Here is a 24,829-nt window from a genome sequence, read left to right on the forward strand (position 1 = left end):
GATCACAAGCTGTGGATAAGTATTATCCACAACCTGATGCGCCTGTTGCCAGGCGCATAGGGTGATTACAGTTTCTTCGCTTTCTCGACCGCTTCTTCAATGCTGCCGACCATGTAGAACGCTTGCTCTGGCAAGTGATCGTAGTCGCCCTTGAGGATGCCGCCAAAGCCTGCAATGGTGTCTTTCAGGGAAACGTATTTGCCTGGAGAACCGGTGAAGACCTCGGCCACGAAGAATGGCTGAGACAGGAAACGCTGAATCTTACGAGCACGGGATACCAACTGCTTATCGGCTTCGGACAATTCGTCCATACCCAGAATGGCAATAATGTCCTTCAGCTCTTTGTAACGCTGCAGTACGTACTGAACGCCACGCGCGGTGTCGTAGTGCTCCTGACCAATCACCTGCGGATCGAGCTGGCGAGAGGTGGAGTCCAACGGATCCACAGCTGGGTAGATACCCAGGGAAGCGATGTCACGGGACAATACGACGGTTGCGTCCAAGTGGGCGAAGGTGGTCGCCGGGGACGGGTCAGTCAAGTCATCCGCAGGTACGTATACGGCCTGGATCGAAGTAATCGAACCGGTCTTGGTCGAAGTAATACGCTCTTGCAGAACGCCCATCTCTTCGGCCAGGGTCGGCTGATAACCTACTGCCGACGGCATACGGCCGAGCAGTGCGGATACTTCAGTACCGGCCAGGGTGTAACGGTAGATGTTGTCCACGAAGAACAGAACATCGCGGCCTTCATCACGGAACTTCTCAGCCATGGTCAGACCGGTCAACGCTACGCGCAGACGGTTGCCTGGTGGCTCGTTCATCTGACCGTAGACCAGGGCTACCTTGTCGAGAACGTTGGAATCCTTCATCTCGTGGTAGAAGTCGTTACCCTCACGAGTACGCTCACCCACACCGGCGAACACGGAATAACCGCTGTGCTCGATGGCGATGTTACGGATCAGTTCCATCATGTTTACGGTTTTACCTACACCGGCACCACCGAACAGACCAACCTTACCGCCTTTGGCAAACGGGCAGATCAGGTCGATAACCTTGATGCCTGTTTCCAGCAGTTCGTTGCTGCCCGCTTGTTCAGCGTAAGTTGGCGCAGGACGGTGAATGCCCCAACGCTCTTCTTCGCCAATCGGGCCAGCTTCGTCGATTGGGTTGCCCAATACGTCCATGATACGGCCAAGGGTCTTAACCCCAACCGGTACCTGGATGTTGGTGCCTGTGCTGTCGACGTCCAGGCCACGTTTCAGGCCTTCGGTCGAACCCATTGCAATTGTACGAACCACGCCGTCGCCCAGCTGCTGCTGAACTTCGAGGGTGGTTTCAGCGCCGACTACTTTCAACGCTTCATAAACACTCGGCACATGATCACGCGGGAATTCCACGTCGATAACGGCGCCGATGATTTGAAGGATACGTCCGCTACTCATCTTTGTTTCCTCTAAATATTTGAACCTTTCTTAAACCGCGGCAGCGCCGCCGACGATTTCCGAAATCTCTTGGGTAATTGCTGCCTGACGCGCCTTGTTATAGATCAGCTGTAGATCGCCAATCAAATCACCGGCGTTGTCGGTGGCGTTCTTCATTGCAATCATCCGTGCAGCTTGTTCAGCCGCGTTGTTCTCAACCACTGCCTGGTACACCTGCGACTCCACGTAACGCACCATCAAGCCTTCGAGAAGCTCTTTGGCGTCGGGTTCGTACAGGTAGTCCCAGTGATGCTTGAGCTCTTGATCCGGAGTCGCCACCAATGGAATCAACTGCTCCACTGTCGGCTGTTGCGTCATGGTGTTGATGAACTTGTTCGAGACCACGGACAAACGATCGATACGACCTTCGAGGTACGCATCGAGCATTACCTTGACGCTACCAATCAGATCATTGATCGATGGTTCTTCGCCCAGGTGGCTGATCGCAGCAACAACATTGCCACCAAAGTTACGGAAAAACGCCGCACCTTTGCTACCAATGACGCAAAGATCAATCTCTACGCCTTGCTCGCGATTGCTCGCCATGTCTTTGACCAGAGCCTTGAACAGGTTGGTGTTCAGACCACCACACAGACCACGGTCACTGCTTACCACTACATAACCTACACGCTTTGTTTCGCGCTCGATCATGAACGGGTGGCGGTATTCCGGGTTGGCGTTGGCCAGATGACCAATTACCTGGCGGATACGCTCCGCGTAGGGACGGCTAGACGCCATGCGCATTTGTGCTCTGCGCATTTTGCTTACCGCCACCTTCTCCATGGCGCTGGTGATCTTCTGCGTGCTTTTGATGCTCGCAATCTTGCTGCGAATCTCTTTTGCGCCTGCCATTTGACACCTATCAGGTTAGCAAGCGAGGGCCGTAAAGCCCTCGCTGCGGCTTACCAGGTTTGGGTGGCTTTGAACTTCTCGATACCGGCTTTGAAGCCAGCGTCGATTTCGTCGTTGAAGTCACCCTTCACGTTAATCTTCGCCAACAAGTCAGCGTGATCACGGTTGAAGTAAGCAATCAGGGCTTGCTCGAATGCGCCAATCTTGGCCACTTCGACATCCCGCAGGAAACCACGCTCAGCTGCGTACAGCGACAGCGCCATGTCTGCGATAGACATTGGTGCATATTGCTTCTGCTTCATCAGCTCAGTAACGCGTTCACCATGCTCGAGTTGCTTACGAGTAGCCTCGTCCAGGTCAGATGCGAACTGGGCGAATGCCGCCAACTCACGGTACTGAGCCAGAGCGGTACGGATACCACCGGAAAGCTTCTTGATGATCTTGGTTTGAGCCGCGCCACCTACACGGGATACCGAGATACCAGCGTTGACCGCTGGACGGATACCGGAGTTGAACATCGAGGTCTCAAGGAAGATCTGACCGTCAGTGATCGAAATCACGTTGGTTGGTACGAACGCAGAAACGTCGCCAGCCTGGGTTTCAATGATTGGCAGCGCGGTCAAGGAACCGGTTTTGCCAGTCACAGCACCATTGGTGAACTTCTCGACGTACTCTTCAGATACGCGCGATGCACGCTCCAGCAGACGGCTGTGGAGATAGAACACCTCGCCCGGGTATGCTTCACGGCCTGGTGGACGGCGCAGCAACAGGGAAATCTGACGATAAGCCACTGCTTGCTTGGACAGATCGTCATAAACGATCAGCGCGTCTTCACCACGGTCACGGAAGTATTCACCCATGGTGCAACCGGAGTAGGCAGAAATGTACTGCAGCGCTGGGGATTCAGAAGCCGAAGCCGCCACCACGATGGTGTTGGCCAGGGCGCCGTTTTCTTCCAGCTTGCGCACCACGTTGGCGATGGTCGATTGCTTCTGACCGATTGCCACGTATACACACTTAATGCCGCTGTCTTTCTGGTTGATGATGGCGTCGACTGCCAAAGCAGTCTTACCGATCTGACGGTCACCAATGATCAGCTCACGCTGGCCACGGCCTACCGGGATCATGGCATCGACTGACTTGTAGCCAGTCTGTACCGGCTGATAAACCGACTTACGCCAGATCACGCCCGGTGCAACCTTTTCAACAGCGTCGGTAGCGACGTTGTTCAGCGGGCCTTTACCGTCGATTGGATTACCCAATGCGTCAACAACACGACCCAGCAGCTCCGGACCAACCGGAACTTCGAGGATACGGCCGGTGCACTTCGCGCTCATGCCTTCTGCGAGCGTGGTGTATGCACCCAGTACGACTGCACCTACGGAGTCTTGCTCCAGGTTCAGTGCCATACCGTAGACGCCACCCGGGAACTCGATCATTTCGCCGTACATAGCATCGGCGAGACCGTGAATACGCACGATACCGTCGGATACGCTGACGATAGTGCCTTCGTTACGGGCTTGGGAAGAGACGTCGAGTTTCTCGATACGTCCCTTGATGATTTCACTTATTTCGGAAGGATTGAGTTGCTGCATAGCTCTGCTGCCCCTTCAAACTCAAGATTTCAATGCTTCGGCCAGCTTCGCGATTTTGCCGCGAACTGAGCCATCGATAACCAGGTCGCCGGCGCGAATGATGACACCACCTATAAGGTTGGCATCCTCCGCGGCGTGCAGACGCACTTCTCGACCGAGCCGTGCACTGAGAACCTTGGCGAGTTTGTCTTGCTGTTCATCGTTCAACGCAAAAGCACTGGTGACATCAACGTCAATCGACTTTTCCTGCTCTGCTTTATACAGCTCGAACAGGGCAACGATTTCCGGCAACAAAGCCAGGCGATCGTTTTCAGCCAATACGTGGATGAAATTGCCTACTTGGGCGTCAAACTTGTCACCACACACTTCAATAAAAGTGGTGGCCTTGTCTTTACTCGTCAAACGCGGGGCCTTGAGCACGCGCTGGATGGTATCGTCTTCAGATACCGCAGCAGCCAGGCCGAGCATGGCTGACCAATTGGCCAGTTGCTGATGAGCCTGGGCGTACTCGAAGGCAGCCTTAGCGTAAGGTCGGGCCAACGTGGTCAATTCTGCCATGATCGCGCCCTCGCTTAAATTTCCGCTGCCAGTTTAGAAACCAGCTCCGCGTGCGCGTTTTGGTCGATTGAAACGCCCAAGATCTTCTCGGCACCGCCGACAGCCAGAGCACCCACTTGGGCACGCAGCGCGTCTTTGACACTGTTGATTTCTTGTTCGATCTCAGCCTGAGCCTGAGCCTTCACACGGTCAGCTTCAACGCGAGCCTGTTCACGGGCCTCGTCGACAATCTGGGTACCGCGTTTCTTGGCTTGCTCAATAATTTCTGCTGCCTGTGTTTTAGCTTCGCGCAGTTGCTGACCCGCTTTTTCTTGGGCCAACTCCAAATCACGAGCTGCACGGTTGGCAGCGTCCAGACCTTCTGCGATCTTCTTTTGACGTTCTTGCAGAGCAGTGATGACCGGAGGCCATACGTACTTCATGCAGAACATCACGAAGATGAAGAAGGCAACGGCCTGGCCAATCAGGGTTGCATTAATGTTCACGCCAACACCTCGCTCGTTCGTTGTCTATCACACCGTATCACTCGAATAAACGAGTGATTAGCCTGCGATTTGACCAACGAAAGGGTTCGCGAAGGTGAAGAACAGTGCGATACCAACACCGATCATGGTCACGGCGTCGAGAAGACCGGCGACGATGAACATTTTCACTTGCAGCATAGGAACCATTTCTGGTTGACGCGCAGCGCCTTCCAGGAACTTGCCGCCCAGCAGGCCGAAACCAATGGCAGTACCAAGGGCGCCCAGGCCGATTAGCAGAGCAACAGCGATCGCAGTTAAACCAACTACAGTTTCCATTTTTCCTCCCGACTTTTATGTCGTATTGGTTAAGTGTTTCTAAGGTTAAGCGGTAAAGCTAAATCGTTTGTCCAGCATGCCCTCACGGGCGTCCACCGACAGCGTTGCGCCCCGCTTTCATACGGAGCGCATAGCTATTAGTGGTTGTCTTCGTGAGCCATCGACAGGTAGACGATGGTCAGCATCATGAAGATGAACGCTTGCAACGTGATGATCAGAATGTGGAACACGGCCCACGCCCAGCTCAGGGCAACGCCCAGGGTGCTAAGCAAGAACATGCCACTGCCGAACATCACGGCAATCAGGATAAAGATCAGTTCGCCGGCATACATGTTACCGAACAGACGCAGTGCCAGAGAGATTGGCTTTGCGACAAGGGTCACGAACTCAAGCAGGAAGTTCACCGGAATCAACAGCGCCTGAACCAGGATGTTCTTGCTGCCGAATGGGTGCAAGGTCAGTTCGCCAATGAAGCCGCCGATACCCTTGACCTTGATGCTGTAGAAAATGATCAATGCAAACACCGACAGGGCCATGCCCAGTGTCGCGTTTGGATCGGTGGTAGGTACCACACGGAAGAACATGTGCTCGTCACCCGCGATTTTCTGCGCCAGAACAGGCAGGAAATCCACAGGAACCAAGTCCATCAGGTTCATCAGGAAGATCCAGACGAAGATGGTCAAGGCCAAAGGTGCGATCAGCATGTTGCGGCCATGGAAGGTGTCTTTGACACTGCTGTCGACGAACTCGATCAGTACTTCAACGAAGTTCTGCAAGCCGCTAGGCTGGCCGCTGGTAGCACGCTTTGCTGCCATGCGGAAAATTAGAATGAAAACCAGACCAAGAACCACGGACCAACCCAGGGTATCCACGTGGAATGCCCAGAAGCCCATTTCTTTAGCTTGTTCTGCTGTGTGAGCGAAACCCCAGTCACCAGAAGGCAGTTTCCCGAAAGTCAGGTTCTGCAAGTGGTGCTGGATATAGCCCGAAGCGGTTTGTTCTGCCATGTTTGCCTCAAACGCCCTAAGGTCTCAAAAATCTTGTTCTCGTAAGCAGGGGTGCAAACCAGTTGACCAGTTGGGTCAGAAGGAAAACGCCGAAGACCGCCAGCGCATCCAATGGCTTCACACCTGCAAACGTCAGTGCAAACAGCACTGCCGTTAGAATTAATTTGCCCGCTTCACCGGCATAAAAAGACCGGACTATGGCTTTAGCAGACCTGGCACCGGAAAACCGGAACGCCTTATGGGCAAAATACACATTCGGCAGCCATGCAATCAGGCCGCCGCACAATCCGGAATACCCGGAGACGCTACCCCGCCACTGCCAAAGAACCGCAGCCGCGATCAATACAACGATCAGTTGGACTACAAGCACCGGGAATACCGGTAGGCGATGGAATGGCAGGCGATTCGGCGTGCGAACTTCCATCATTGCTTTCCTGAAATCTGACGTTTTTCGTCAACCGCCAATCCAATAGAACTTGGCATAGTTTGTGCCGTCGAAATGCGCGCAGAGTATAGGGGCGCATGCGCCCCCATTCAACTGTCAGGTAGTGATTTCCGACTAGTGCTACATGTTCAATTGTTTCAGCGAATGTGAGCGAGCACACCTTGCAGCTCATCGAGCGAGCTGTAACGGATCACCAATTGGCCTTTGCCCTTCTGGCCATGCTTGATTTGCACCGGAGAGCCTAGACGCTCAGCGAGGCGCTGTTCAAGGCGACTGATATCGGGATCAACCTTGGCTACCGCTTTAGGCTCTTCTTTGTGGCTTAACCACTGGCGAACCAGGGCTTCGGTCTGACGTACGGTCAGGCCACGTGCGACAACATGTCGCGCCCCTTCAACCTGTTGCTCGGCCGGTAAACCCAGCAATGCACGGGCATGGCCCATCTCCAGGTCGCCATGGGAAAGCAATGTCTTGATCTCTTCAGGCAAGGCAATCAAGCGCAGCAAGTTGGTAATGGTCACCCGTGATTTACCCACAGCCTCGGCCACTTGTTGCTGGGTCAGCTGAAACTCTTGCTGCAAGCGCTGCAGGGCCATGGCCTCCTCAATCGGATTGAGGTCTTCACGCTGGATGTTCTCGATCAACGCCATGGCGATGGCAGCTTCATCGGCCAGTTCACGGACCATTGCCGGAATGGTATCGAGACCTGCTTGCTGGCTGGCCCGCCAGCGACGCTCACCTGCAACGATTTCAAAACGCCCCTGGTCGACCGGACGCACCACGATAGGTTGCATGACCCCGTGCGACTTGATCGATTGAGCAAGTTCTTCAAGGGCCGCAGGATCCATATCGCGCCGTGGCTGGTATTTGCCACGCTGGACCAGGTCAAGCGGCAGGTATTGCAGTTCGCTGCTATCAACCTTTGCTGCTTCTTCCTGCAATGCGTCGACGCTGGTGCCACCCAGCAACGCATCCAAGCCTCGTCCTAGCCCTCGTTTCTTGGCGGCCATGCAGAAATTCCTTATGCAGTAACAGTTCGGGCGCGTGAGCGCTGGCGGCGAACCAATTCACCCGCCAGTGCCAAATAAGCGATGGCACCCCGCGATTGCTTGTCATAGACCAACGCAGGCATGCCGTAGCTAGGTGCTTCGGCTAAACGCACATTGCGCGGGATTACAGTTTGGTAAAGCAGGTCGCCAAAATGTTCCTTGAGTTGCGCGGAAACATCGTTGGTCAGGCTGATGCGCGGGTCATACATGGTGCGCAGCAGGCCTTCTATTTTCAGTGAAGGGTTGAGTAGCTTGGCGATGCGCTGAATGCTGTTAACCAGATCACTCAGGCCCTCGAGCGCATAGTACTCGCACTGCATCGGAATGATCACGCCATCGGAGGCGACCAAAGCGTTGACCGTAAGCATCGACAGCGACGGCGGGCAATCAATCAGGATGTAATCGTAATTTTCGCGGATCGGCGCCAATGCGTTGAGCAGGCGACTTTCCTTCATTTGCATTTCCAGCAAGCCAACTTCAGCCGCCGTCAGGTCACGGTTGGCCGGCAGCAGTTGATAACCGCCATGCTCCGAGAACTGCATGGCCTGGCCCAGATCGCTTTCGCCGATCAATACATCGTAGATCGAGTGTTCCAGCGCATGCTTGTCGACGCCGCTACCCATGGTTGCGTTGCCCTGCGGGTCCAGGTCGATCAACAGCACACGGCGCTTGGTTGCGACCAGTGAGGCAGCCAGGTTGACGCAGGTGGTGGTCTTGCCCACGCCGCCTTTCTGGTTAGCTATTGCGAATACTTTTGCCATGCTGCGTTCCCCTTAGACCGAGCGACGCAGTATCAACAGATGTCGCTGGCCTTGGCAACCGGGAACCTTGAGAACCTGCGTTTTGACCAGCGTAAAATCGTCCGGCAATTCCTGCAGCTCATCATCTGGATGCACGCCTTTCATGGCCAGCCATTGGGTGTCGCCATCGCCGAGGTGACGGGTCCAGTTGGAAAAGTCCTTGAGCGAGCTAAATGCCCGCGAACTGATTCCACTGAACGGTTGATCGGAGGTAAACCCTTCTACCCGACTGTGGATAACTTGCAGGTTGGCCAGCTTGAGCTCCAGCTTTACCTGGGTCAAAAAGCGGGTTTTCTTGCCGTTGGAGTCCAGCAGGGTAAATTGCTTGCCGGGAAACAGGATAGCCAGTGGTATACCGGGCATGCCGCCGCCACTGCCAACATCCAGCCAGTTATCCCCAGCATCGTTGACGTAGGGCGCAACGCTCAGGCTATCAAGCAGGTGGCGCGAAACCATTTCATCAGGATTGCGCACAGCGGTCAGGTTGTAGGCTTTATTCCACTTTACCAGCAACGCCATGTACGCCATGAGCTGCGCTTGCTGCTCGGGGGATATCTCTACACCTAGCTCAATGGCACCTTGAGCCAACTCTGCGGCGTGACTTTCAGTCACCAAGGAGGTTCCCATCAAGCGCTCTGCTCCAACTGCTTACCCGCTCCACGTTTTTTGAGATGAATCATCAACAGCGAAATCGCAGCTGGCGTAACCCCAGGAATGCGCGACGCCTGGCCAAGGGTTTCAGGCCGCGAGTCGCCCAGCTTGTGCTGAATCTCTTTTGACAGGCCCGAAATGGTCGAATAGTCGATATCCACAGGCAGCTTGACGTCTTCGCTGGCACGCAGGCGGGCGATTTCATCTTGCTGGCGGTCGATGTAGCCGGCGTACTTGGTCTTGATTTCGACCTGCTCCGCTACTTGTGGGTCCAGCACAGCGCCGCCCGTGGCCTCGATCAACCCGAGGTAATCGATTTCAGGCCGCGATAACAGGTTGAGCAGGTTGTATTCATGGGCCAGCGGCGTGCCGAAACGCTGGGAAATGGCATCGCCATCAGCAGTGTTTGGTCGAACCCAGGTGCTTTTCAAGCGCTGTTCTTCCTGGGCGATGGCCTCGCGCTTGGTTTAAAATGCCGCCAAGCGCTGGTCATCGACCAGCCCCAGTTCGCGGCCTTTTTCAGTCAGGCGCAGGTCGGCGTTGTCTTCACGCAGGATCAGGCGGTACTCTGCCCCTGAAGTGAAAATGCGGTAAGGCTCTTGGGGACCAAGGGGGATCAGGCCATCGCCCAATACGCCGATATAGGCTTCATCACGACGCGGACACCAGGCGTCTTTGCCCTGGGCACGCAGCGCAGCATTGGCACCGGCGAGCAGGCCCTGGGCGCCGGCTTCTTCATAACCGGTGGTGCCATTGATCTGGCCGGCAAAGAACAAACCACCAATCACCTTGGTTTCCAGGCTGTACTTCAAATCACGCGGGTCGAAATAATCGTACTCGATGGCATAGCCAGGACGCACGATGTGCGCGTTTTCCATGCCGACAATCGAGCGAACGATCTGGATTTGCACGTCGAACGGCAAAGAGGTGGATATACCGTTGGGATAGAGCTCATGGGTGTTCAGGCCTTCGGGCTCGATAAACACCTGGTGGCTTTGCTTGTCGGCAAAGCGGTGAATCTTGTCTTCGATAGACGGGCAATAGCGCGGACCAACCCCTTCGATCACCCCGGAATACATCGGCGAGCGATCAAGGTTGGCGGCAATGATTTCGTGAGTTCGAGCATTGGTATGGGTAATCCAGCAGCTCACTTGCTGCGGATGCTGCTCTTTTGAACCGAGGAACGACATCACTGGAATCGGTGTATCGCCCGGTTGCTCGGTCATCATCGAAAAATCTACCGAGCGACCGTCAATTCGTGGCGGTGTGCCAGTTTTCAAGCGTCCCACGCGCAAAGGTAACTCACGCAGACGATGAGCCAGGGCAATCGAAGGTGGATCACCGGCACGGCCACCCGAGTAATTTTGCAGACCTATGTGGATAAGTCCGCCCAGGAAGGTTCCGGTGGTCAGTACCACCGAGTCTGCGAGAAAGCGCAAACCCATCTGGGTAACAACCCCTTTGACTTCATCATTCTCGACGATCAGGTCATCCGCAGCTTGCTGGAATATCCATAGATTGTCCTGGTTTTCCAGGGTTTCGCGTATAGCTGCCTTGTACAGCACGCGATCGGCTTTTGCACGGGTGGCGCGTACTGCAGGGCCTTTACGGCTGTTCAGAACACGAAACTGGATACCTGCCTTGTCAGTGGCGGTCGCCATGGCGCCGCCGAGTGCGTCGATTTCCTTGACCAAATGGCTTTTACCAATCCCACCAATTGCTGGGTTGCAGCTCATTTGACCGAGGGTTTCCACGTTATGGGTCAGCAGCAGGGTTTTGACACCCATGCGTGCAGCTGCCAACGCAGCTTCGGTTCCGGCATGACCGCCGCCGATAACGATCACCTGAAAACGGGAAGGGAAATCCACCACGCACCTCGTGTTTGTTCTGAAATGGGGGGCTTTTGATACGAGCACTGACACTGCGTCAGGCACAGAAAAGCTATTTAGCCGATAAGTATAGGCAGTTAGCTGTGGCTGCTAGCCGATAAGTATAGGCAGTTAGCTGTGGCTAAAGAAGCCTTTTGCACAAAAAACAGCCAATTGGTCAGTGCTTTTGCGTGAAGTCCAGGGCTGTACAAGTCGAGCGGTCAATAAAAATTAAAAAGAAAGAATTTTTAAAGATCTTTATTTTTATGTTTATAAAGTAGCACGCTGCTTTCTGTGGATAGATTGATACAGCCCAATAAATACCTACTGTACAGCGATGTATGGTTCTGTGTGGAGCCTGCACTGAAACTGTCAGATAGCCGTCATCAAGCTGTGGATTAAACAGGTGGTTATCCACAGTCTGGTTTATCCTCACTTTTATCACCGGGTTATGGACTGGGCTCAGGCGGGGTTTTCCACAGGGTTTATGCACAGCGTATTTTTCTGTGGATCGAAGCCCGAAAGCCGCGCCAGGCAAGATTTCTACTGCGGAATAAGCCAACTGTTGAGGTAAAAACCGCCGCAGATCAACAACACAAACAAGCAGGCTGCCAACAACATGGGCTTGAACCCTGCTTGCTTGATGACGCGCCACTGGGTTTGACTACCCAGCGCTGCCATCGCCATTGCCAGGGTCAACTGGCTAAGCAGTTGCAAGCTGTGAATAACTTGGACGGGTAATGCCGCCCAGCTATTGATGCAGGCTGCAGCGATAAAACCCAGGACAAACCAGGGGACGGTAATTTTTGCTTTGCTCTGGCCGGGATTTGCCTCATCCCTAAATACCAATGTGCTCAGGATCAGAATGAAAGGAGCCAGCAGCATCACCCTGATCAGCTTGACCACAACCGCCGATTGCAACGCCTCACCGCCCACAGAATCCCCTGCTGCAACGGCTTGAGCGACTTCATGTATGGTGCTGCCGATGTAGATACCGAAGTTGTGCTCGGTCATGCCGCTGATATGAAAGACCAGTGGATAAATAAACATGGCCAGGGTGCCGAACAGCACCACGGTCGCCACTGCAATGGTCACGTATTGCTGTTTGGCCTTGAGTACCGGCTCACTGGCCAGCACGGCTGCGGCGCCACATATGGCACTGCCTGCCGAAATCAGCACAGCCAGGTCCCGGGGCAAGCCAAAAAGCCTTATCCCCAACCAGGTACCGAGGATCAAGATGCTGCTGGTAACGGTGATATCCAGTACCACTGCTTGCCAGCCAACCTGCACTATCTGTTGAAAACTCAGGCTGAAGCCAAACAGGATGATGCCAGTGCGCAGCAAACGTTGTTGGCAGAACCTTGTGAATAACTTTTCACGCGCGCTCGGTTCAGCCAGGTTGAAATGCCCATAAATGGCGCCGAGCACGATCGCCAGCGGCAATGCGCTCAAGCCCAATTGGCTGATTGCGGGGATTTGCGCGAGCAGCAGTGCGCTTATTGCGATAACTGGCAGTGCGATCAGAGTGCGCATGGGATTCACATTTATCCATAACAATTGCTATGGACGACATACTCAGGCATGGGTAATGTTAATAAAAACGCATTATTCTTATCCTGTGCATAAGTAAAACCGAACAATGAGCGTCAGCCTGAGACAACTTAAGATCTTTGAAGCCACTGCCCGCCTGGGGCGATTGACGGCTGCCGCCGATGATCAAGCCATTAGCCAGTCGGCTGCCAGCCAAGCCCTGCGCGAGCTTGAGTCCGGGCTTGGTTACCCGCTGTTTCACCGCGTGGGCCGTGAACTGTTGATAACCGATGCCGGTCGTGCGGCATTGCCTAAAGTCGGCTTGATATTGCAGACCCTGGATAATCTTATTCACAGCCCTGGCGATGCAGTCAGTGGCACCTTGCGTATCGCCGCCAGCCTGACCATCGCCAGTTATCTGCTGCCCAAGCTGCTCAGCAGCTTTATCCACAAGCACGAGCAGGTTGATCCTGATGTACGCATCAGTAATACCGAGGAGGTGATAAGCGCTGTTGAAAAAGGCCAGGTACATTTGGGCTTGATCGAAGGTCCGGCACTGCACAGCCAGCTGTGTATAACACCATGGTGCGAAGACCAATTGCAGGTGTTTTGCCGTCCGGACCACCCATTGGCGGCTGTGGGTAAGTTGACGGCGGAACAGATTTGCGAGCAACGCTGGGTGTTACGCGAGCCGGGTTCAGGCACCCGCGCGGTATTCGATGCTGCGGTCCAGCAGGTCTCCGGCCAGGTAAAGCTGGCCCTGGCGTTGAATCGTCAGGAGGCGATCAAGCAATCGGTCAAGGCCGGGCTGGGTATTGGCTGTTTGTCGGGTTTGTCGATTGCCGAGCAAGTGGCGGCCGGCGACTTGGTTATCCTGCAAACCCCGCTAGAACTGCGTCGGCGCTTCTCATTGATCACCCAACCACTGCATGAGAGCAATGCCTTGGCCCAGGCATTTATCGCTCATCTGCAGAAAGCCCCGCTTGCTGTGGATAACTAATCTGCAAAGGTCACTTACCGATGCAAAAGCTTGAAAAGATCCGCCCGAGCAGGTCATCGGAACTAAACGCTCCGGTAATTTCCCCCAGGGCCTGTTGGGCATGGCGCAAATCTTCTGCAAGCAGCTCACCTGCACCTGCGAGCGTCAGTTGTGCATAACCATGATCGAGATGGACCTGGGCCTGATGAAGAGCGTCCAGGTGCCTGCGCCGGGCGCTGAAGCTGCTTTCGGAGGTCTGTTGATAACCCATGCAGGCTTTCAGGTGCTCGCGCAGTAAATCCAGACCCTCTGTGGATTTTGCCGAAAAGCTTATCGTCACATGGCCGTCGTCACTGACCTCAAGGGATACCGAATCCTTGCTGAGGTCCGCCTTGTTACGAATCAGGGTCACTTTTGCGGGATCCGGACGCAGATCGAGAAACTCCGGCCACAGCATGAAGGGATCTGCGGCTTCTGGCCCAGTCGAATCAACCACCAGCAATATGCGGTCGGCTTCAGAAATAGCTTTTAACGCTCGTTCAACGCCGATCTTTTCCACATGGTCTTCGGTATCACGCAGGCCGGCGGTATCCACCACGTGCAGTGGCATGCCGTCGATGTGGATATGTTCACGCAGCACGTCACGCGTGGTGCCGGCAATCTCGGTGACAATTGCCGCCTCACGCCCGGCCAGGGCATTGAGCAAACTGGATTTGCCCGCATTGGGCCGTCCGGCAATCACAACCGTCATGCCATCGCGCAGCAGTGCGCCCTGACCCGCTTCACGCAGCACGTTGAGTAATTCTGCGCGCACCTCCTCAAGCAGGCTCAATACATGGCCGTCGGCAAGGAAATCGATTTCCTCTTCCGGAAAGTCGATAGCTGCTTCAACGTAGATACGCAGGCTGATCAGGCGTTCGGTCAAACCGTGTACGCGCCGTGAGAACTCGCCCTGCAGCGAGCGCAATGCATTGCGCGCAGCTTGTTCGGAACTGGCTTCAATCAAGTCGGCGATGGCTTCGGCCTGGGCCAGGTCGAGTTTGTCATTGAGGAACGCACGCTCGCTGAACTCACCCGGTCGCGCCAGGCGCGCCCCAAGTTGTACACAGCGACGCAGCAACAGATCGAGAACCACCGGACCGCCATGCCCTTGTAGTTCCAGCACATCTTCCCCGGTGAAGGAATTGGGCCCGGGGAAATACAAGGCCAGGCCTTCATCGAGCACGGTATCGGCTTCGCTGTAGAAAGGCCCGTAGTGCGCGTATCGGGGTTTCAATTCACGCTGGCAAAATGCATGCGCCATCGCTCTTGCCAGGGGGCCGGACACCCGAACAATGCCGACGCCGCCGCGACCCTGGGCGGTGGCGACTGCTGCGATGGTTTCACCCGCTACTTGCATGCTTCTCTCCGAAATCTTATCCACAGGCGACATAGCAAAACGCCCCTAAAGAGGGGCGTTTTGTTTACAGCTTAGCCAATTGCGCGTGGCTATTTGGCTTCAGCTGCTTTGGTTGCGGCTTCAATCTTGCGTGTAATGTACCACTGCTGTGCGATCGACAAGCAGTTGTTCACAACCCAGTACATGACCAGACCAGCAGGGAACCACAAGAAGAAGAAGGTGAAGATGATTGGCATCATTTTCATTACCTTGGCTTGCATCGGGTCTGGCGGTGTCGGGTTCAGCTGCTGCTGGATGAACATCGAAGCGCCCATGATGATCGGCAGAATAAAGAACGGGTCTTTAATCGACAGGTCAGTGATCCAGAACATCCAAGGGGCCTGGCGCATTTCCACGCTTTCCAGAAGCACCCAGTAGAGCGCCAGGAACACCGGCATCTGTACCAGAATAGGCAAGCAACCACCCAAGGGGTTGATCTTCTCTTTCTTGTACAGCTCCATCATGCCCTGAGACATTTTCTGGCGATCGTCACCAAACTGTTCTTTCAGAGCGGCCATTTTCGGTGCCACTGCACGCATGCGTGCCATCGACTTGTAGCTGGCAGCCGACAGAGGGAAGAAAATCAGCTTGATGATGCAGGTCAGGACAATAATCGACCAGCCCCAGTTGCCCAGGATGCTGTGGATATGTTGCAGCAACCAGAAGATGGGTTGAGCGATAAACCACAGAATGCCGTAGTCGACAGTCAGTTCCAGACCTGGCGAGAGGCTGCCGAGGTACTTCTGGATTTTCGGACCCGCATACAGGGTGGCACCGATTTCACCTGTGCTGCCGGCAGCAACGCTAACAGCTGGGCTGGTGTAACCGATGATGTAGTTGCCTTGGCTGTCCTTGCGCGTCTGAATAACGTTGTTTTCGTTCTGATCAGGCACCCATGCAGTTACGAAATAGTGCTGCAGCCAGGCAATCCAGCCACCGTTGACGGTTTCCTTGACGGGCTTCTTGTCGATGTCCTTCATCGACACTTTCTGATAAGTCGAATCAGGCGTGGACATTGCCGCACCCAGATAGGTGGCAGTGCTGGTCGCAGTGGTCTTCGATGGGTCGTCGCTGTTGTCGCGCTTGAGCTGGGCAAACATGTTGCCGCTCCAGGCTGCACCGCTCTGGTTGTCGATCAGGTATTTGACATCGACCTTATAGGACGACGGATCGATACAACCTGGCTTCTTGAGCATTTGCTCCTTGGCTGAACACTCAGGGTTCAAGCCACGCTTGAAGGTGTAGCGCTTGATGTAATTGACTCCGCCCTCGCTGAGGGTCAGGTCAACCACCAACTGGTCCTGGCCATCGGCCAGTTCGTAGCTCTTCTGCGCACTGCTCCACAATGCACGACCGCTGGATTTATCCGGGGCGTTGCTGCCAATCAGGCCACTTTGCGCAAGATAAGTACGCTCATTGCCATTGTCGAACAGCTGGAAAGGCACGTCTGGACGATCCTGGCGACGTGGATACTGAGGCAAGGTCAGTTGCACAACATCACCGCCACGAGGATCGATCGCCAGATTAAGCACATCAGTCTTGACCCGAATCAGATCATTGCTCTTGGCAATCTGAGTGGTGTCAGGCTTGAGTTGCTCGGTATTGGCGACAGCCGGGATATCACCGGCGCTGCTGTTTTCAGCAGCTGGCGTATCGGGCAGGTCGGCGGAGCTGTTGGAAGTTACTGTCGTATTCTGAGTCGGGTAGTCAGCTTGGCCGTAGTCCTGGTTCCACTGAAGAACCATCATATAGGACACGACTGCCAGGGCGACGATCAGGATCGAGCGTTTGATATCCATGATTATTCGGCCATCGAAGAGGTACGGGATTTATTCGCAGGGGGAACCGGATCGTAGCCGCCGGGATTCCATGGGTGGCAGCGACCTAACCGACGCAGGGTCAGCCAGCCGCCACGTATGACGCCATGACTTTCAATGGCTTCATACGCGTAGCAAGAGCAGCTTGGATAAAAGCGACAATGACTCGCCATCAGTGGGCTGATGGCGTAACGGTAAAACTGGATTGGAGCTAGAGCCAGCTTACGCATTCGGTTTGTCACTCACCCCAGAAGGGACGGCTACTTCAGGGCTGGTTTTGCTGCGGGCAAGACGTTTCCAGAGTTTGTTGAATTGCTGGGCAAGTTCAACATTCTCTAAATCGCCCAGGCCTTTACGCGCCACAATCACGATATCCCAACCGGTCAGGTTGTCCTGACTCTGGCGGAAGGTTTCGCGAATCTGGCGTTTAAGGCGATTGCGTTCAACTGAGAGCTTTACGCTCTTTTTGCCGATCACCAGGCCCAAGCGGGGATGATCTAGGTCGTTGTTGCGCGCAAGCAGCAGGACATTTCTACCCGGAACTTTACCGCTAGGGGAGTCGAAGACTGCCTTGAATTGCCGGGGGGTTAGCAAACGCTTATCCCGGTTGAAGCCTCGACTCACCACAAGACAGAAAAATTAAACGGCGAGACGAGCACGGCCCTTGGCGCGGCGACGCGACAGGACAGCACGGCCGTTCTTGGTAGCCATGCGAGCACGGAAGCCATGGGTGCGAGCGCGTTTGATGGTGCTTGGTTGGAAAGTGCGTTTCATGGTGTGTTACCTGGTTGATCGACAACGGGCCGGAATGGCCCCCGTTTTAAGAGACCGGCGATTGTAGAGAAACCCGAGGGATAGGTCAATTTCCAACCAGCATGTCTTTCACATCTATTTGCCTGAATATAAATAGAGAGAAGAGATTATTTAAAGATCTTTAGATGTGTTTGTAACAACTATGTCCCCTAATCGCTGTGTATAAGTGGCTGGGGGCCTTTGCTGGCGATTCTTTCAGCGGATCACAACTTTGTCCACAAGCCGTGCTGCAACTGTGTGGATGCCGCGAATAAGCTGAGGATGAAAGCGGGTTTTATCCACAGGACGGGTTATCGATAGTTTCTGCCCAGGCTTATCCCAAGAGCTGGATCTAGGTTATCCACAGGGTTTTTCCTTTCTCGTCTGAAGCCCATTTTTTTCATTAAGGCATTGATTTTATATAGCCACTGGCATTTTTACGTGTGGATAACTCAGCGCCTCAAGGCTACAATAGCGGCTGATTTTGCCTCACCGCCTTTCGATCTTAGGGGATGTCAGTGTCTGTGGAACTTTGGCAGCAGTGCGTAGAACTTCTACGTGATGAACTGCCTGCTCAGCAATTCAACACCTGGATTCGTCCATTGCAGGTCGAAGCCGAAGGCGACGAACTTCGTGTGTACGCGCCTAACCGTTTTGTACTCGACTGGGTCAACGACAAATACGTGACTCGCCTGCTTGAATTGCTTTCTGAGCGTTCCGAGGGGCTGGTGCCTGCGCTTTCCTTATTAATAGGCAGCAAGCGCAGCTCCAAGCCGCGGGCGGTCACCGTGCCCACCTTCGCCTGCCTCCGTGGCTCCGGTGGCGGCCGAGACTCCTGTCCAGGTGGTGGAAGAACCGCAGCCGGCGCCGCAGGTTAATCCTGAGCGCTCGCGTTTCGATGGTTCAGCCAATACAGCGCCGGCCGCACAACCGCCCCGCACCGAGCGTGCTGTACAGGTCGAGGGCGCGCTCAAGCACACCAGTTACCTGAACCGCACATTCACCTTCGATAATTTCGTTGAAGGTAAATCCAACCAGCTTGCGCGCGCTGCCGCTTGGCAAGTGGCCGATAACCCCAAGCATGGCTATAACCCGCTGTTTTTTTATGGCGGGGTTGGCCTGGGTAAAACCCACCTTATGCATGCTGTGGGTAACCACCTGTTGCAAAAGAATCCCAATGCCAAGGTTGTGTACCTGCATTCCGAGCGTTTTGTCGCTGACATGGTCAAGGCCCTGCAGCTCAATGCAATCAACGAATTCAAGCGTTTCTACCGTTCGGTTGATGCGTTGTTGATCGACGACATTCAGTTTTTTGCCAAGAAAGAACGCTCTCAAGAAGAATTCTTCCATACTTTCAATGCCTTACTGGAAGGTGGCCAGCAGGTCATCCTAACCAGTGACCGCTATCCGAAAGAAATCGAGGGTCTGGAAGAGCGTTTGAAATCACGCTTCGGCTGGGGCCTGACTGTGGCTGTCGAGCCGCCGGAGCTGGAAACCCGTGTTGCGATCTTGATGAAAAAGGCCGATCAGGCCAAAGTAGATTTGCCCCACGATGCGGCCTTCTTTATTGCCCAGCGTATTCGCTCCAACGTGCGCGAGCTTGAGGGTGCGCTCAAGCGTGTCATAGCCCACTCGCACTTTATGGGCCGTGACATTACGATTGAGCTTATTCGTGAGTCTTTGAAAGACCTGCTTGCCCTGCAAGACAAGCTGGTCAGTATTGATAATATTCAGCGTACGGCTGCCGAGTACTACAAGATCAAAATTTCTGATCTGTTGTCCAAGCGTCGTTCACGCTCGATTGCGCGACCAAGGCAAGTGGCCATGGCTTTGTCGAAGGAGCTGACCAACCACAGCCTGCCGGAAATCGGTGACGCCTTTGGCGGTCGCGATCACACCACGGTGTTGCACGCATGCCGTAAGATTGCTGAACTTAGGGAATCCGACGCGGATATCCGCGAGGACTACAAAAACCTGTTGCGCACACTGACAACTTAATACGCAACTCCACAAGGCAAGGGACTAGACCATGCATTTCACAATTCAACGCGAAGCCCTGTTGAAACCTCTGCAACTGGTCGCAGGCGTCGTGGAACGACGCCAGACCTTGCCGGTTCTGTCGAACGTGCTGTTAGTAGTTGAAGGCCAACAGCTGTCGCTGACCGGTACTGATCTCGAAGTTGAGCTGGTTGGCCGGGTAACACTTGAAGATGCTGCCGAGCCCGGTGAAATCACCGTGCCAGCGCGTAAGTTGATGGATATTTGCAAAAGCTTACCGAGCGATGCCTTGATCGACATTCGTGTTGATGAGCAAAAGCTTCTGGTCAAGGCCGGGCGCAGCCGTTTCAGCCTGTCTACATTGCCAGCAAACGATTTCCCTACCGTCGAAGAAGGTCCAGGCTCCCTTACTTTCGACCTGGTTCAAAGCAAGCTGCGCCGCCTGATCGAGCGCACCAGCTTTGCCATGGCGCAGCAGGACGTTCGTTACTACCTCAATGGCATGTTGCTTGAGGTGCAAACCGGCATTTTGCGCGCTGTCGCAACTGATGGTCACCGTCTGGCCATGTGCTCGATGCAGGCTCAAATCGACAACGTTGAACGTCACCAGGTGATTGTTCCGCGCAAAGGTATTCTCGAGCTGGCACGACTACTGACTGAGCAGGACGGCACTGTTGCCATCGTTCTGGGTCAACACCATATTCGTGCGACCACTGGTGAGTTCACCTTTACCTCGAAGCTGGTTGACGGCAAGTTCCCTGACTACGAGCGCGTATTGCCTCGTGGGGGCGACAAGGTTGTTGTTGCTGATCGTCAGGGTCTGCGCGAAGCCTTCAGCCGCACCGCTATTTTGTCCAATGAGAAGTACCGTGGCATTCGCCTGCAACTGGCTGCTGGTTTGCTGAAAATCCAGGCAAACAACCCTGAGCAGGAAGAAGCTGAAGAAGAAACCGCAGTTGATTACGACGGCAGTGCATTGGAAATTGGCTTTAACGTCAGTTACCTGCTCGATGTGTTGGGCGTGATGACAACTGATCAGGTACGCCTGATCCTGTCTGATTCCAACAGCAGCGCACTGGTCCAAGAGGCCGACAACGACGACTCTGCCTACGTCGTTATGCCGATGCGCTTGTAATTCATTAATGTCCCTAAGCCGCGTCAATGTCACCGCGGTGCGCAATCTGCACCCGGTGACACTTTCCCCCTCCCCGCGTATCAATATTCTCCACGGCGCCAATGGCAGCGGTAAAACCAGCCTGCTCGAAGCTATTCATCTGCTGGGCCTGGCTCGATCTTTTCGTAGCACACGTTTACTTCCTGTCATTCAATACGATCAACCCACCTGCACTGTTTTCGGACAGGTTCAGTTGGCCGATGGCCGCCAGACAAACCTGGGGGTTTCACGTCAGCGCCAGGGTGACTTCAAGATTCGTATCGATGGAGAGAATGCGCGCAGCGCCGCTCAACTTGCAGATGCACTGCCCTTGCAGTTGATTAATCCAGATAGTTTTCGTTTGCTTGAAGGTGCTCCAAAAATACGCCGGCAGTTTCTGGATTGGGGAGTGTTCCACGTGGAACCTCGTTTTCTGCCTGCTTGGCAGCGCCTGCAGAAGGCGTTAAGGCAGCGGAACTCATGGCTGCGACATGGTACACTTGACGCCGCGTCACAAGCGGCCTGGGACCGTGAACTGTGCCTGGCGAGTGATGAAATTGATGGCTACAGACGTGCCTACATACAGGCGCTCAAACCTGTGTTTGAACAGACACTGAGTGAATTGGTTGAGCTTGAAGGTTTAGCGCTCAGTTATTACCGCGGATGGGATAAAGACCGGCCGCTGGTAGATGTACTGGCATCTACCCTGCTCCGTGATCAACAAATCGGTCACACACAAGCAGGGCCGCAACGTGCTGATTTGCGCTTGCGATTAAATGGACACAATGCTGCCGATATTCTTTCACGGGGGCAGCAGAAACTAGTTGTTTGTGCTTTGCGTATTGCGCAGGGCCATTTGGTTGATCAAGCAAAGCGTGGTCAGTGTATCTATCTGGTGGATGACTTACCGTCAGAACTGGATGAGCATCACCGACGTGCACTTTGTAAGTTATTAGATGATTTGAACTGCCAGGTGTTTATTACCTGTGTAGACCATGAATTGTTGCGGGAAGGCTGGCGCACGGATACGCCAGTTGCCATGTTCCACGTGGAACATGGCAGTATCACCCAGACCCACGACCACCAGGAGTGAAGGCATGAGCGAAAACCAAACGTACGACTCCAATAACATCAAGGTCTTGAAAGGCCTGGATGCCGTGCGCAAACGACCTGGTATGTACATCGGTGATACCGACGATGGCAGCGGCTTTCACCACAAGGTGTTCGAAGTGGTCGATAAATCGATCGACGAAGCATTGGCAGGTCATTGCAGCGAAATCACCATCATTATTCACCCTGATGAATCCATCACCGTGCGTGACAACGGCCGTGGTATCCCGGTCGATATTCACAAGGAAGAAGGTGTTTCGGCTGCTGAAGTCATCATGACCGTGTTGCACGCCGGTGGTAAGTTCGACGACAACAGCTACAAGGTTTCCGGTGGTCTGCACGGTGTAGGTGTTTCGGTTGTGAACGCGTTGTCCAAAGAATTGGTCATGACCATTCGCCGTGCGGGCAAGGTATGGGAACAAACCTATGTTCATGGTGTGCCGCAGGCCCCGATTGCGGCTGTAGGTGATACCGATACAAGCGGTACCCAGATTCACTTCAAGCCCTCTGAAGAGACCTTTGCCAATATTCACTTTAGCTGGGACATCCTGGCCAAGCGTCTTCGTGAGCTGTCATTTCTGAACTCGGGCGTGGGCATCATGCTCAAGGACAAACGCCCCGCCAAGGAAGAACTGTTCAAGTATGAAGGTGGCTTGCGTGCCTTCGTTGAATACCTGAACCACAATAAAACTGCGGTCAACCAGGTGTTCCACTTCACCGTACAGCGTGATGACGGTGTAGGCGTTGAAGTTGCCCTGCAGTGGAACGATAGCTTCAACGAGAACCTGCTGTGCTTCACCAACAATATTCCACAGCGCGACGGTGGTACTCACCTCGCGGGCTTCCGCTCTGCCCTGACCCGCAACCTCAATGCCTATATTGAGCAGGAAGGCCTGGCCAAGAAGCACAAGATCTCAACCACTGGCGATGATGCCCGTGAAGGCCTGACGGCGATTATTTCGGTCAAGGTGCCTGATCCTAAATTCAGTTCGCAGACCAAAGACAAATTGGTTTCTTCTGAGGTCAAGACCGCAGTTGAGCAAGAGATGGGTAAATACTTCTCTGACTTCCTGCTGGAAAACCCGAATGAAGCCAAGGCTGTAGTCGGCAAGATGATCGATGCCGCACGTGCCCGTGAAGCCGCACGCAAAGCCCGTGAAATGACGCGTCGCAAAGGTGCCCTGGACATTGCAGGCTTGCCTGAAAAACTGGCCGACTGCCAAGAGAAAGATCCAGCACTTTCCGAACTGTACATAGTGGAAGGGGACTCCGCGGGCGGTTCTGCTAAGCAGGGCCGTAACCGCAAGACCCAGGCGATCCTGCCGCTCAAAGGTAAGATCCTCAACGTCGAAAAAGCACGTTTCGACAAGATGATTTCCTCCCAGGAAGTCGGCACGCTGATCACCGCCCTCGGCTGTGGTATTGGTCGTGAGGAATACAACATCGACAAGCTGCGCTACCACAACATCATCATCATGACCGATGCTGACGTCGACGGTTCGCACATCCGCACCCTGCTCCTGACCTTCTTCTTCCGCCAACTGCCGGAACTGGTCGAACGCGGCTACATCTACATTGCCCAGCCGCCGCTGTACAAGGTCAAGAAAGGCAAGCAAGAGCAGTACATCAAGGACGACGAGGCCATGGAAGAGTACATGACCCAGTCGGCCCTTGAAGACGCCAGTCTGCACGTTAACGAGAACGCCCCAGGCCTCTCTGGAGAGTCGCTGGAGCGCTTGGTCAACGATTACCGCCTGGTGATGAAGACCCTGAAGCGTTTGTCGCGCCTGTACCCTCAGGAGCTGACTGAGCACTTTGTCTACCTGCCGGGCGTCAGCCTTGAGCAGCTGGCAAACAAAGCCTTGATGGAAAACTGGCTGGCCCTGTTCGAGGCGCGTTTGAAGGTCACCGAAAAATCCGGCCTGGTCTACAAAACACGCTTGCACGAAGACACCGAGCGTCATTTGTGGGTGCCAGAAGTTGAATTGATCTCGCACGGTAATTCGAGCTATATCATCTTCAACCGCGACTTCTTCGGCAGTAACGATTACAAGACCGTTACCAGCCTGGGCGATCAACTCAACAGCCTGCTGGAAGAAGGTGCCTACGTACAGCGTGGTGAGCGTAAGAAACCGGTAGCGACTTTCAAGGAAGCGCTTAACTGGTTGATGACCGAAAGCACCAAGCGCCATAGCGTCCAGCGCTACAAAGGTCTCGGTGAAATGAACCCGGACCAACTCTGGGAAACCACCATGGACCCTGAAGTACGCCGCATGCTTAAAGTGCGTATCGAAGACGCCATCGCCGCCGATCAGATCTTCAACACCCTGATGGGTGACGAAGTAGAACCGCGCCGTGACTTCATCGAAACAAACGCTTTGGCGGTGTCTAACCTGGACGTTTGATGGTTGACGCAAGGGAGCGATTAGTCGTTATCTAATAAAAACCCCGGCCTAGTGCCGGGGTTTTTCTTTGTATATCAGGCTATTAGCTAGCGGAAGAAGCCCAATACAGGGTTGGTATGTAGTGAAGCTACAGACGAAAGCCGAAATAATCTCGTTTAGGCTGTGTCTGGATCTGGGGGATTCTGAGAGTTGGACAGAGCAATGCAATTCACACCGATCAAGATAGCATCGTCCATCGCAGGACGATTGGACTCGCTTGCGGCTTTTTTAAAACATAGTGCATGCCGATGTGCCTACTACCCACCCTGTTGTAGGTGGGAAAGTTATTTCCCTTTCGCTTAACGTTAAGCGATTTGGCCAAAGTGTAGTGGTCAACTAATTACGGACACCTCGATAGATGCATTTCCTCCTATCGAGGTGTCCGGGAAAATAGACCACAACACTTGCATACTCAGGGAAGGGCTTTAAATCGAAGGGCGTGCTTCTGCCATGAGAAGGCCA

General features: G+C 54.2%; 21 protein-coding genes and 2 pseudogenes. 5 read left to right on the forward strand and 18 right to left on the reverse strand.

The window, feature by feature from the left end; all coding sequences use genetic code 11:
- Nucleotides 1-65 precede the first annotated feature (65 nt).
- From atpD to PSES9_RS0114085, 13 genes and pseudogenes are all read right to left on the reverse strand, one after another.
- Nucleotides 66-1,442: a F0F1 ATP synthase subunit beta gene (atpD, locus tag PSES9_RS0114025; RefSeq protein ID WP_010487837.1), complete on the reverse strand. Its 1,377-nt coding sequence runs from the start codon at nucleotides 1,440-1,442 to the stop codon at nucleotides 66-68.
- A gap of 30 nt (nucleotides 1,443-1,472) precedes the next feature.
- Nucleotides 1,473-2,333, reverse strand: coding sequence for a F0F1 ATP synthase subunit gamma (gene atpG, locus PSES9_RS0114030; RefSeq protein WP_010487840.1), 861 nt, complete (start codon nucleotides 2,331-2,333; stop codon nucleotides 1,473-1,475).
- 50 nt (nucleotides 2,334-2,383) lie between these two features.
- Nucleotides 2,384-3,928 (reverse strand): F0F1 ATP synthase subunit alpha, encoded by a 1,545-nt coding sequence (gene atpA, locus PSES9_RS0114035; protein WP_010487842.1) that lies wholly within the window; start codon nucleotides 3,926-3,928, stop codon nucleotides 2,384-2,386.
- Nucleotides 3,929-3,949: 21 nt separating this feature from the next.
- Entirely contained in the window at nucleotides 3,950-4,486 is a 537-nt protein-coding gene (locus PSES9_RS0114040) for a F0F1 ATP synthase subunit delta (protein WP_010487843.1), read from the reverse strand.
- Between the two features lie 14 nt (nucleotides 4,487-4,500).
- Entirely contained in the window at nucleotides 4,501-4,971 is a 471-nt protein-coding gene (locus tag PSES9_RS0114045; RefSeq protein ID WP_010487844.1) for a F0F1 ATP synthase subunit B, read from the reverse strand.
- Between the two features lie 57 nt (nucleotides 4,972-5,028).
- Entirely contained in the window at nucleotides 5,029-5,286 is a 258-nt protein-coding gene (gene atpE, locus PSES9_RS0114050; RefSeq protein ID WP_003097235.1) for a F0F1 ATP synthase subunit C, read from the reverse strand.
- A 137-nt stretch (nucleotides 5,287-5,423) separates the two neighbouring features.
- On the reverse strand, nucleotides 5,424-6,293 hold the full coding sequence (gene atpB / locus PSES9_RS0114055; protein ID WP_010487878.1) for a F0F1 ATP synthase subunit A: 870 nt from the start codon (nucleotides 6,291-6,293) through the stop codon (nucleotides 5,424-5,426).
- Nucleotides 6,294-6,309: 16 nt separating this feature from the next.
- Entirely contained in the window at nucleotides 6,310-6,717 is a 408-nt protein-coding gene (locus PSES9_RS0114060) for a F0F1 ATP synthase subunit I (protein ID WP_010487879.1), read from the reverse strand.
- A 158-nt stretch (nucleotides 6,718-6,875) separates the two neighbouring features.
- Entirely contained in the window at nucleotides 6,876-7,748 is an 873-nt protein-coding gene (locus PSES9_RS0114065) for a ParB/RepB/Spo0J family partition protein (protein WP_010487881.1), read from the reverse strand.
- An 11-nt stretch (nucleotides 7,749-7,759) separates the two neighbouring features.
- Complete coding sequence (locus PSES9_RS0114070; RefSeq protein WP_010487884.1) at nucleotides 7,760-8,548, reverse strand: ParA family protein; 789 nt, start codon at nucleotides 8,546-8,548, stop codon at nucleotides 7,760-7,762.
- A gap of 12 nt (nucleotides 8,549-8,560) precedes the next feature.
- A complete protein-coding gene (gene rsmG / locus PSES9_RS0114075; protein WP_010487886.1) occupies nucleotides 8,561-9,214 on the reverse strand; it encodes a 16S rRNA (guanine(527)-N(7))-methyltransferase RsmG in 654 nt (217 codons plus the stop codon).
- Nucleotides 9,214-11,106, reverse strand: a pseudogene (gene mnmG, locus PSES9_RS23620) (tRNA uridine-5-carboxymethylaminomethyl(34) synthesis enzyme MnmG). The gene rsmG and the pseudogene mnmG overlap by 1 nt, the downstream one beginning before the upstream one ends.
- A gap of 543 nt (nucleotides 11,107-11,649) precedes the next feature.
- Nucleotides 11,650-12,639 (reverse strand): YeiH family protein, encoded by a 990-nt coding sequence (locus PSES9_RS0114085; RefSeq protein ID WP_010487892.1) that lies wholly within the window; start codon nucleotides 12,637-12,639, stop codon nucleotides 11,650-11,652.
- A 106-nt stretch (nucleotides 12,640-12,745) separates the two neighbouring features.
- On the opposite strand from PSES9_RS0114085, the gene PSES9_RS0114090 reads away from it, so the two are divergent.
- Nucleotides 12,746-13,636, forward strand: coding sequence for a LysR family transcriptional regulator (locus tag PSES9_RS0114090; protein WP_010487894.1), 891 nt, complete (start codon nucleotides 12,746-12,748; stop codon nucleotides 13,634-13,636).
- A gap of 10 nt (nucleotides 13,637-13,646) precedes the next feature.
- Here PSES9_RS0114090 and mnmE read toward each other — a convergent pair whose 3' ends face one another.
- From mnmE to rpmH, 5 genes are all read right to left on the reverse strand, one after another.
- Nucleotides 13,647-15,014, reverse strand: coding sequence for a tRNA uridine-5-carboxymethylaminomethyl(34) synthesis GTPase MnmE (gene mnmE, locus PSES9_RS0114095; protein WP_010487896.1), 1,368 nt, complete (start codon nucleotides 15,012-15,014; stop codon nucleotides 13,647-13,649).
- Between the two features lie 89 nt (nucleotides 15,015-15,103).
- Nucleotides 15,104-16,852, reverse strand: a complete 1,749-nt coding sequence (gene yidC / locus PSES9_RS0114100; RefSeq protein WP_010487898.1) for a membrane protein insertase YidC — start codon at nucleotides 16,850-16,852, stop codon at nucleotides 15,104-15,106.
- 2 nt (nucleotides 16,853-16,854) lie between these two features.
- The gene (gene yidD, locus PSES9_RS24625; protein WP_010487901.1) at nucleotides 16,855-17,100 is read right to left on the reverse strand and encodes a membrane protein insertion efficiency factor YidD; all 246 of its coding nucleotides are present in this window, start codon (nucleotides 17,098-17,100) and stop codon (nucleotides 16,855-16,857) included.
- Nucleotides 17,093-17,494 carry a ribonuclease P protein component gene (rnpA, locus tag PSES9_RS0114105; protein ID WP_029529565.1) on the reverse strand — a complete coding sequence of 134 codons (402 nt, stop codon included), beginning with the start codon at nucleotides 17,492-17,494 and terminating at the stop codon, nucleotides 17,093-17,095. Before rnpA ends, yidD begins: the two co-directional genes overlap by 8 nt.
- 15 nt (nucleotides 17,495-17,509) lie before the next feature.
- Nucleotides 17,510-17,644 (reverse strand): 50S ribosomal protein L34, encoded by a 135-nt coding sequence (gene rpmH, locus PSES9_RS24630; protein WP_003213577.1) that lies wholly within the window; start codon nucleotides 17,642-17,644, stop codon nucleotides 17,510-17,512.
- 536 nt (nucleotides 17,645-18,180) lie between these two features.
- Between rpmH and dnaA the strand changes: the two are divergent.
- The 4 genes and pseudogenes from dnaA (at nucleotide 18,181) to gyrB (ending at nucleotide 24,328) form a co-directional block, all read left to right on the forward strand.
- A pseudogene (gene dnaA / locus PSES9_RS23625) lies at nucleotides 18,181-19,660 on the forward strand (chromosomal replication initiator protein DnaA).
- Between the two features lie 31 nt (nucleotides 19,661-19,691).
- Entirely contained in the window at nucleotides 19,692-20,795 is a 1,104-nt protein-coding gene (gene dnaN, locus PSES9_RS0114120; protein ID WP_010487904.1) for a DNA polymerase III subunit beta, read from the forward strand.
- A 7-nt stretch (nucleotides 20,796-20,802) separates the two neighbouring features.
- The gene (gene recF / locus PSES9_RS0114125; RefSeq protein WP_010487906.1) at nucleotides 20,803-21,906 is read left to right on the forward strand and encodes a DNA replication/repair protein RecF; all 1,104 of its coding nucleotides are present in this window, start codon (nucleotides 20,803-20,805) and stop codon (nucleotides 21,904-21,906) included.
- 4 nt (nucleotides 21,907-21,910) lie between these two features.
- Nucleotides 21,911-24,328, forward strand: coding sequence for a DNA topoisomerase (ATP-hydrolyzing) subunit B (gene gyrB, locus PSES9_RS0114130; RefSeq protein ID WP_010487909.1), 2,418 nt, complete (start codon nucleotides 21,911-21,913; stop codon nucleotides 24,326-24,328).
- Nucleotides 24,329-24,829 lie beyond the last annotated feature (501 nt).

This window comes from Pseudomonas sp. S9, from assembly GCF_000222125.1.
Taxonomy (GTDB): domain Bacteria; phylum Pseudomonadota; class Gammaproteobacteria; order Pseudomonadales; family Pseudomonadaceae; genus Aquipseudomonas; species Aquipseudomonas segetis.

Bases quoted from the DNA above. Each gene is read 5' to 3' on its own strand.
- atpD (WP_010487837.1), bottom strand. From the start codon at position 1,442: ATGAGTAGCGGACGTATCCTTCAAATCATCGGCGCCGTTATCGACGTG.
- atpG (WP_010487840.1), bottom strand. From the start codon at position 2,333: ATGGCAGGCGCAAAAGAGATTCGCAGCAAGATTGCGAGCATCAAAAGC.
- atpA (WP_010487842.1), bottom strand. From the start codon at position 3,928: ATGCAGCAACTCAATCCTTCCGAAATAAGTGAAATCATCAAGGGACGT.
- PSES9_RS0114040 (WP_010487843.1), bottom strand. From the start codon at position 4,486: ATGGCAGAATTGACCACGTTGGCCCGACCTTACGCTAAGGCTGCCTTC.
- atpE (WP_003097235.1), bottom strand. From the start codon at position 5,286: ATGGAAACTGTAGTTGGTTTAACTGCGATCGCTGTTGCTCTGCTAATC.
- atpB (WP_010487878.1), bottom strand. From the start codon at position 6,293: ATGGCAGAACAAACCGCTTCGGGCTATATCCAGCACCACTTGCAGAAC.
- PSES9_RS0114060 (WP_010487879.1), bottom strand. From the start codon at position 6,717: ATGGAAGTTCGCACGCCGAATCGCCTGCCATTCCATCGCCTACCGGTA.
- PSES9_RS0114065 (WP_010487881.1), bottom strand. From the start codon at position 7,748: ATGGCCGCCAAGAAACGAGGGCTAGGACGAGGCTTGGATGCGTTGCTG.
- PSES9_RS0114070 (WP_010487884.1), bottom strand. From the start codon at position 8,548: ATGGCAAAAGTATTCGCAATAGCTAACCAGAAAGGCGGCGTGGGCAAG.
- rsmG (WP_010487886.1), bottom strand. From the start codon at position 9,214: ATGGGAACCTCCTTGGTGACTGAAAGTCACGCCGCAGAGTTGGCTCAA.
- PSES9_RS0114085 (WP_010487892.1), bottom strand. From the start codon at position 12,639: ATGCGCACTCTGATCGCACTGCCAGTTATCGCAATAAGCGCACTGCTG.
- PSES9_RS0114090 (WP_010487894.1), top strand. From the start codon at position 12,746: ATGAGCGTCAGCCTGAGACAACTTAAGATCTTTGAAGCCACTGCCCGC.
- mnmE (WP_010487896.1), bottom strand. From the start codon at position 15,014: ATGCAAGTAGCGGGTGAAACCATCGCAGCAGTCGCCACCGCCCAGGGT.
- yidC (WP_010487898.1), bottom strand. From the start codon at position 16,852: ATGGATATCAAACGCTCGATCCTGATCGTCGCCCTGGCAGTCGTGTCC.
- yidD (WP_010487901.1), bottom strand. From the start codon at position 17,100: ATGCGTAAGCTGGCTCTAGCTCCAATCCAGTTTTACCGTTACGCCATC.
- rpmH (WP_003213577.1), bottom strand. From the start codon at position 17,644: ATGAAACGCACTTTCCAACCAAGCACCATCAAACGCGCTCGCACCCAT.
- dnaN (WP_010487904.1), top strand. From the start codon at position 19,692: ATGCATTTCACAATTCAACGCGAAGCCCTGTTGAAACCTCTGCAACTG.
- recF (WP_010487906.1), top strand. From the start codon at position 20,803: ATGTCCCTAAGCCGCGTCAATGTCACCGCGGTGCGCAATCTGCACCCG.
- gyrB (WP_010487909.1), top strand. From the start codon at position 21,911: ATGAGCGAAAACCAAACGTACGACTCCAATAACATCAAGGTCTTGAAA.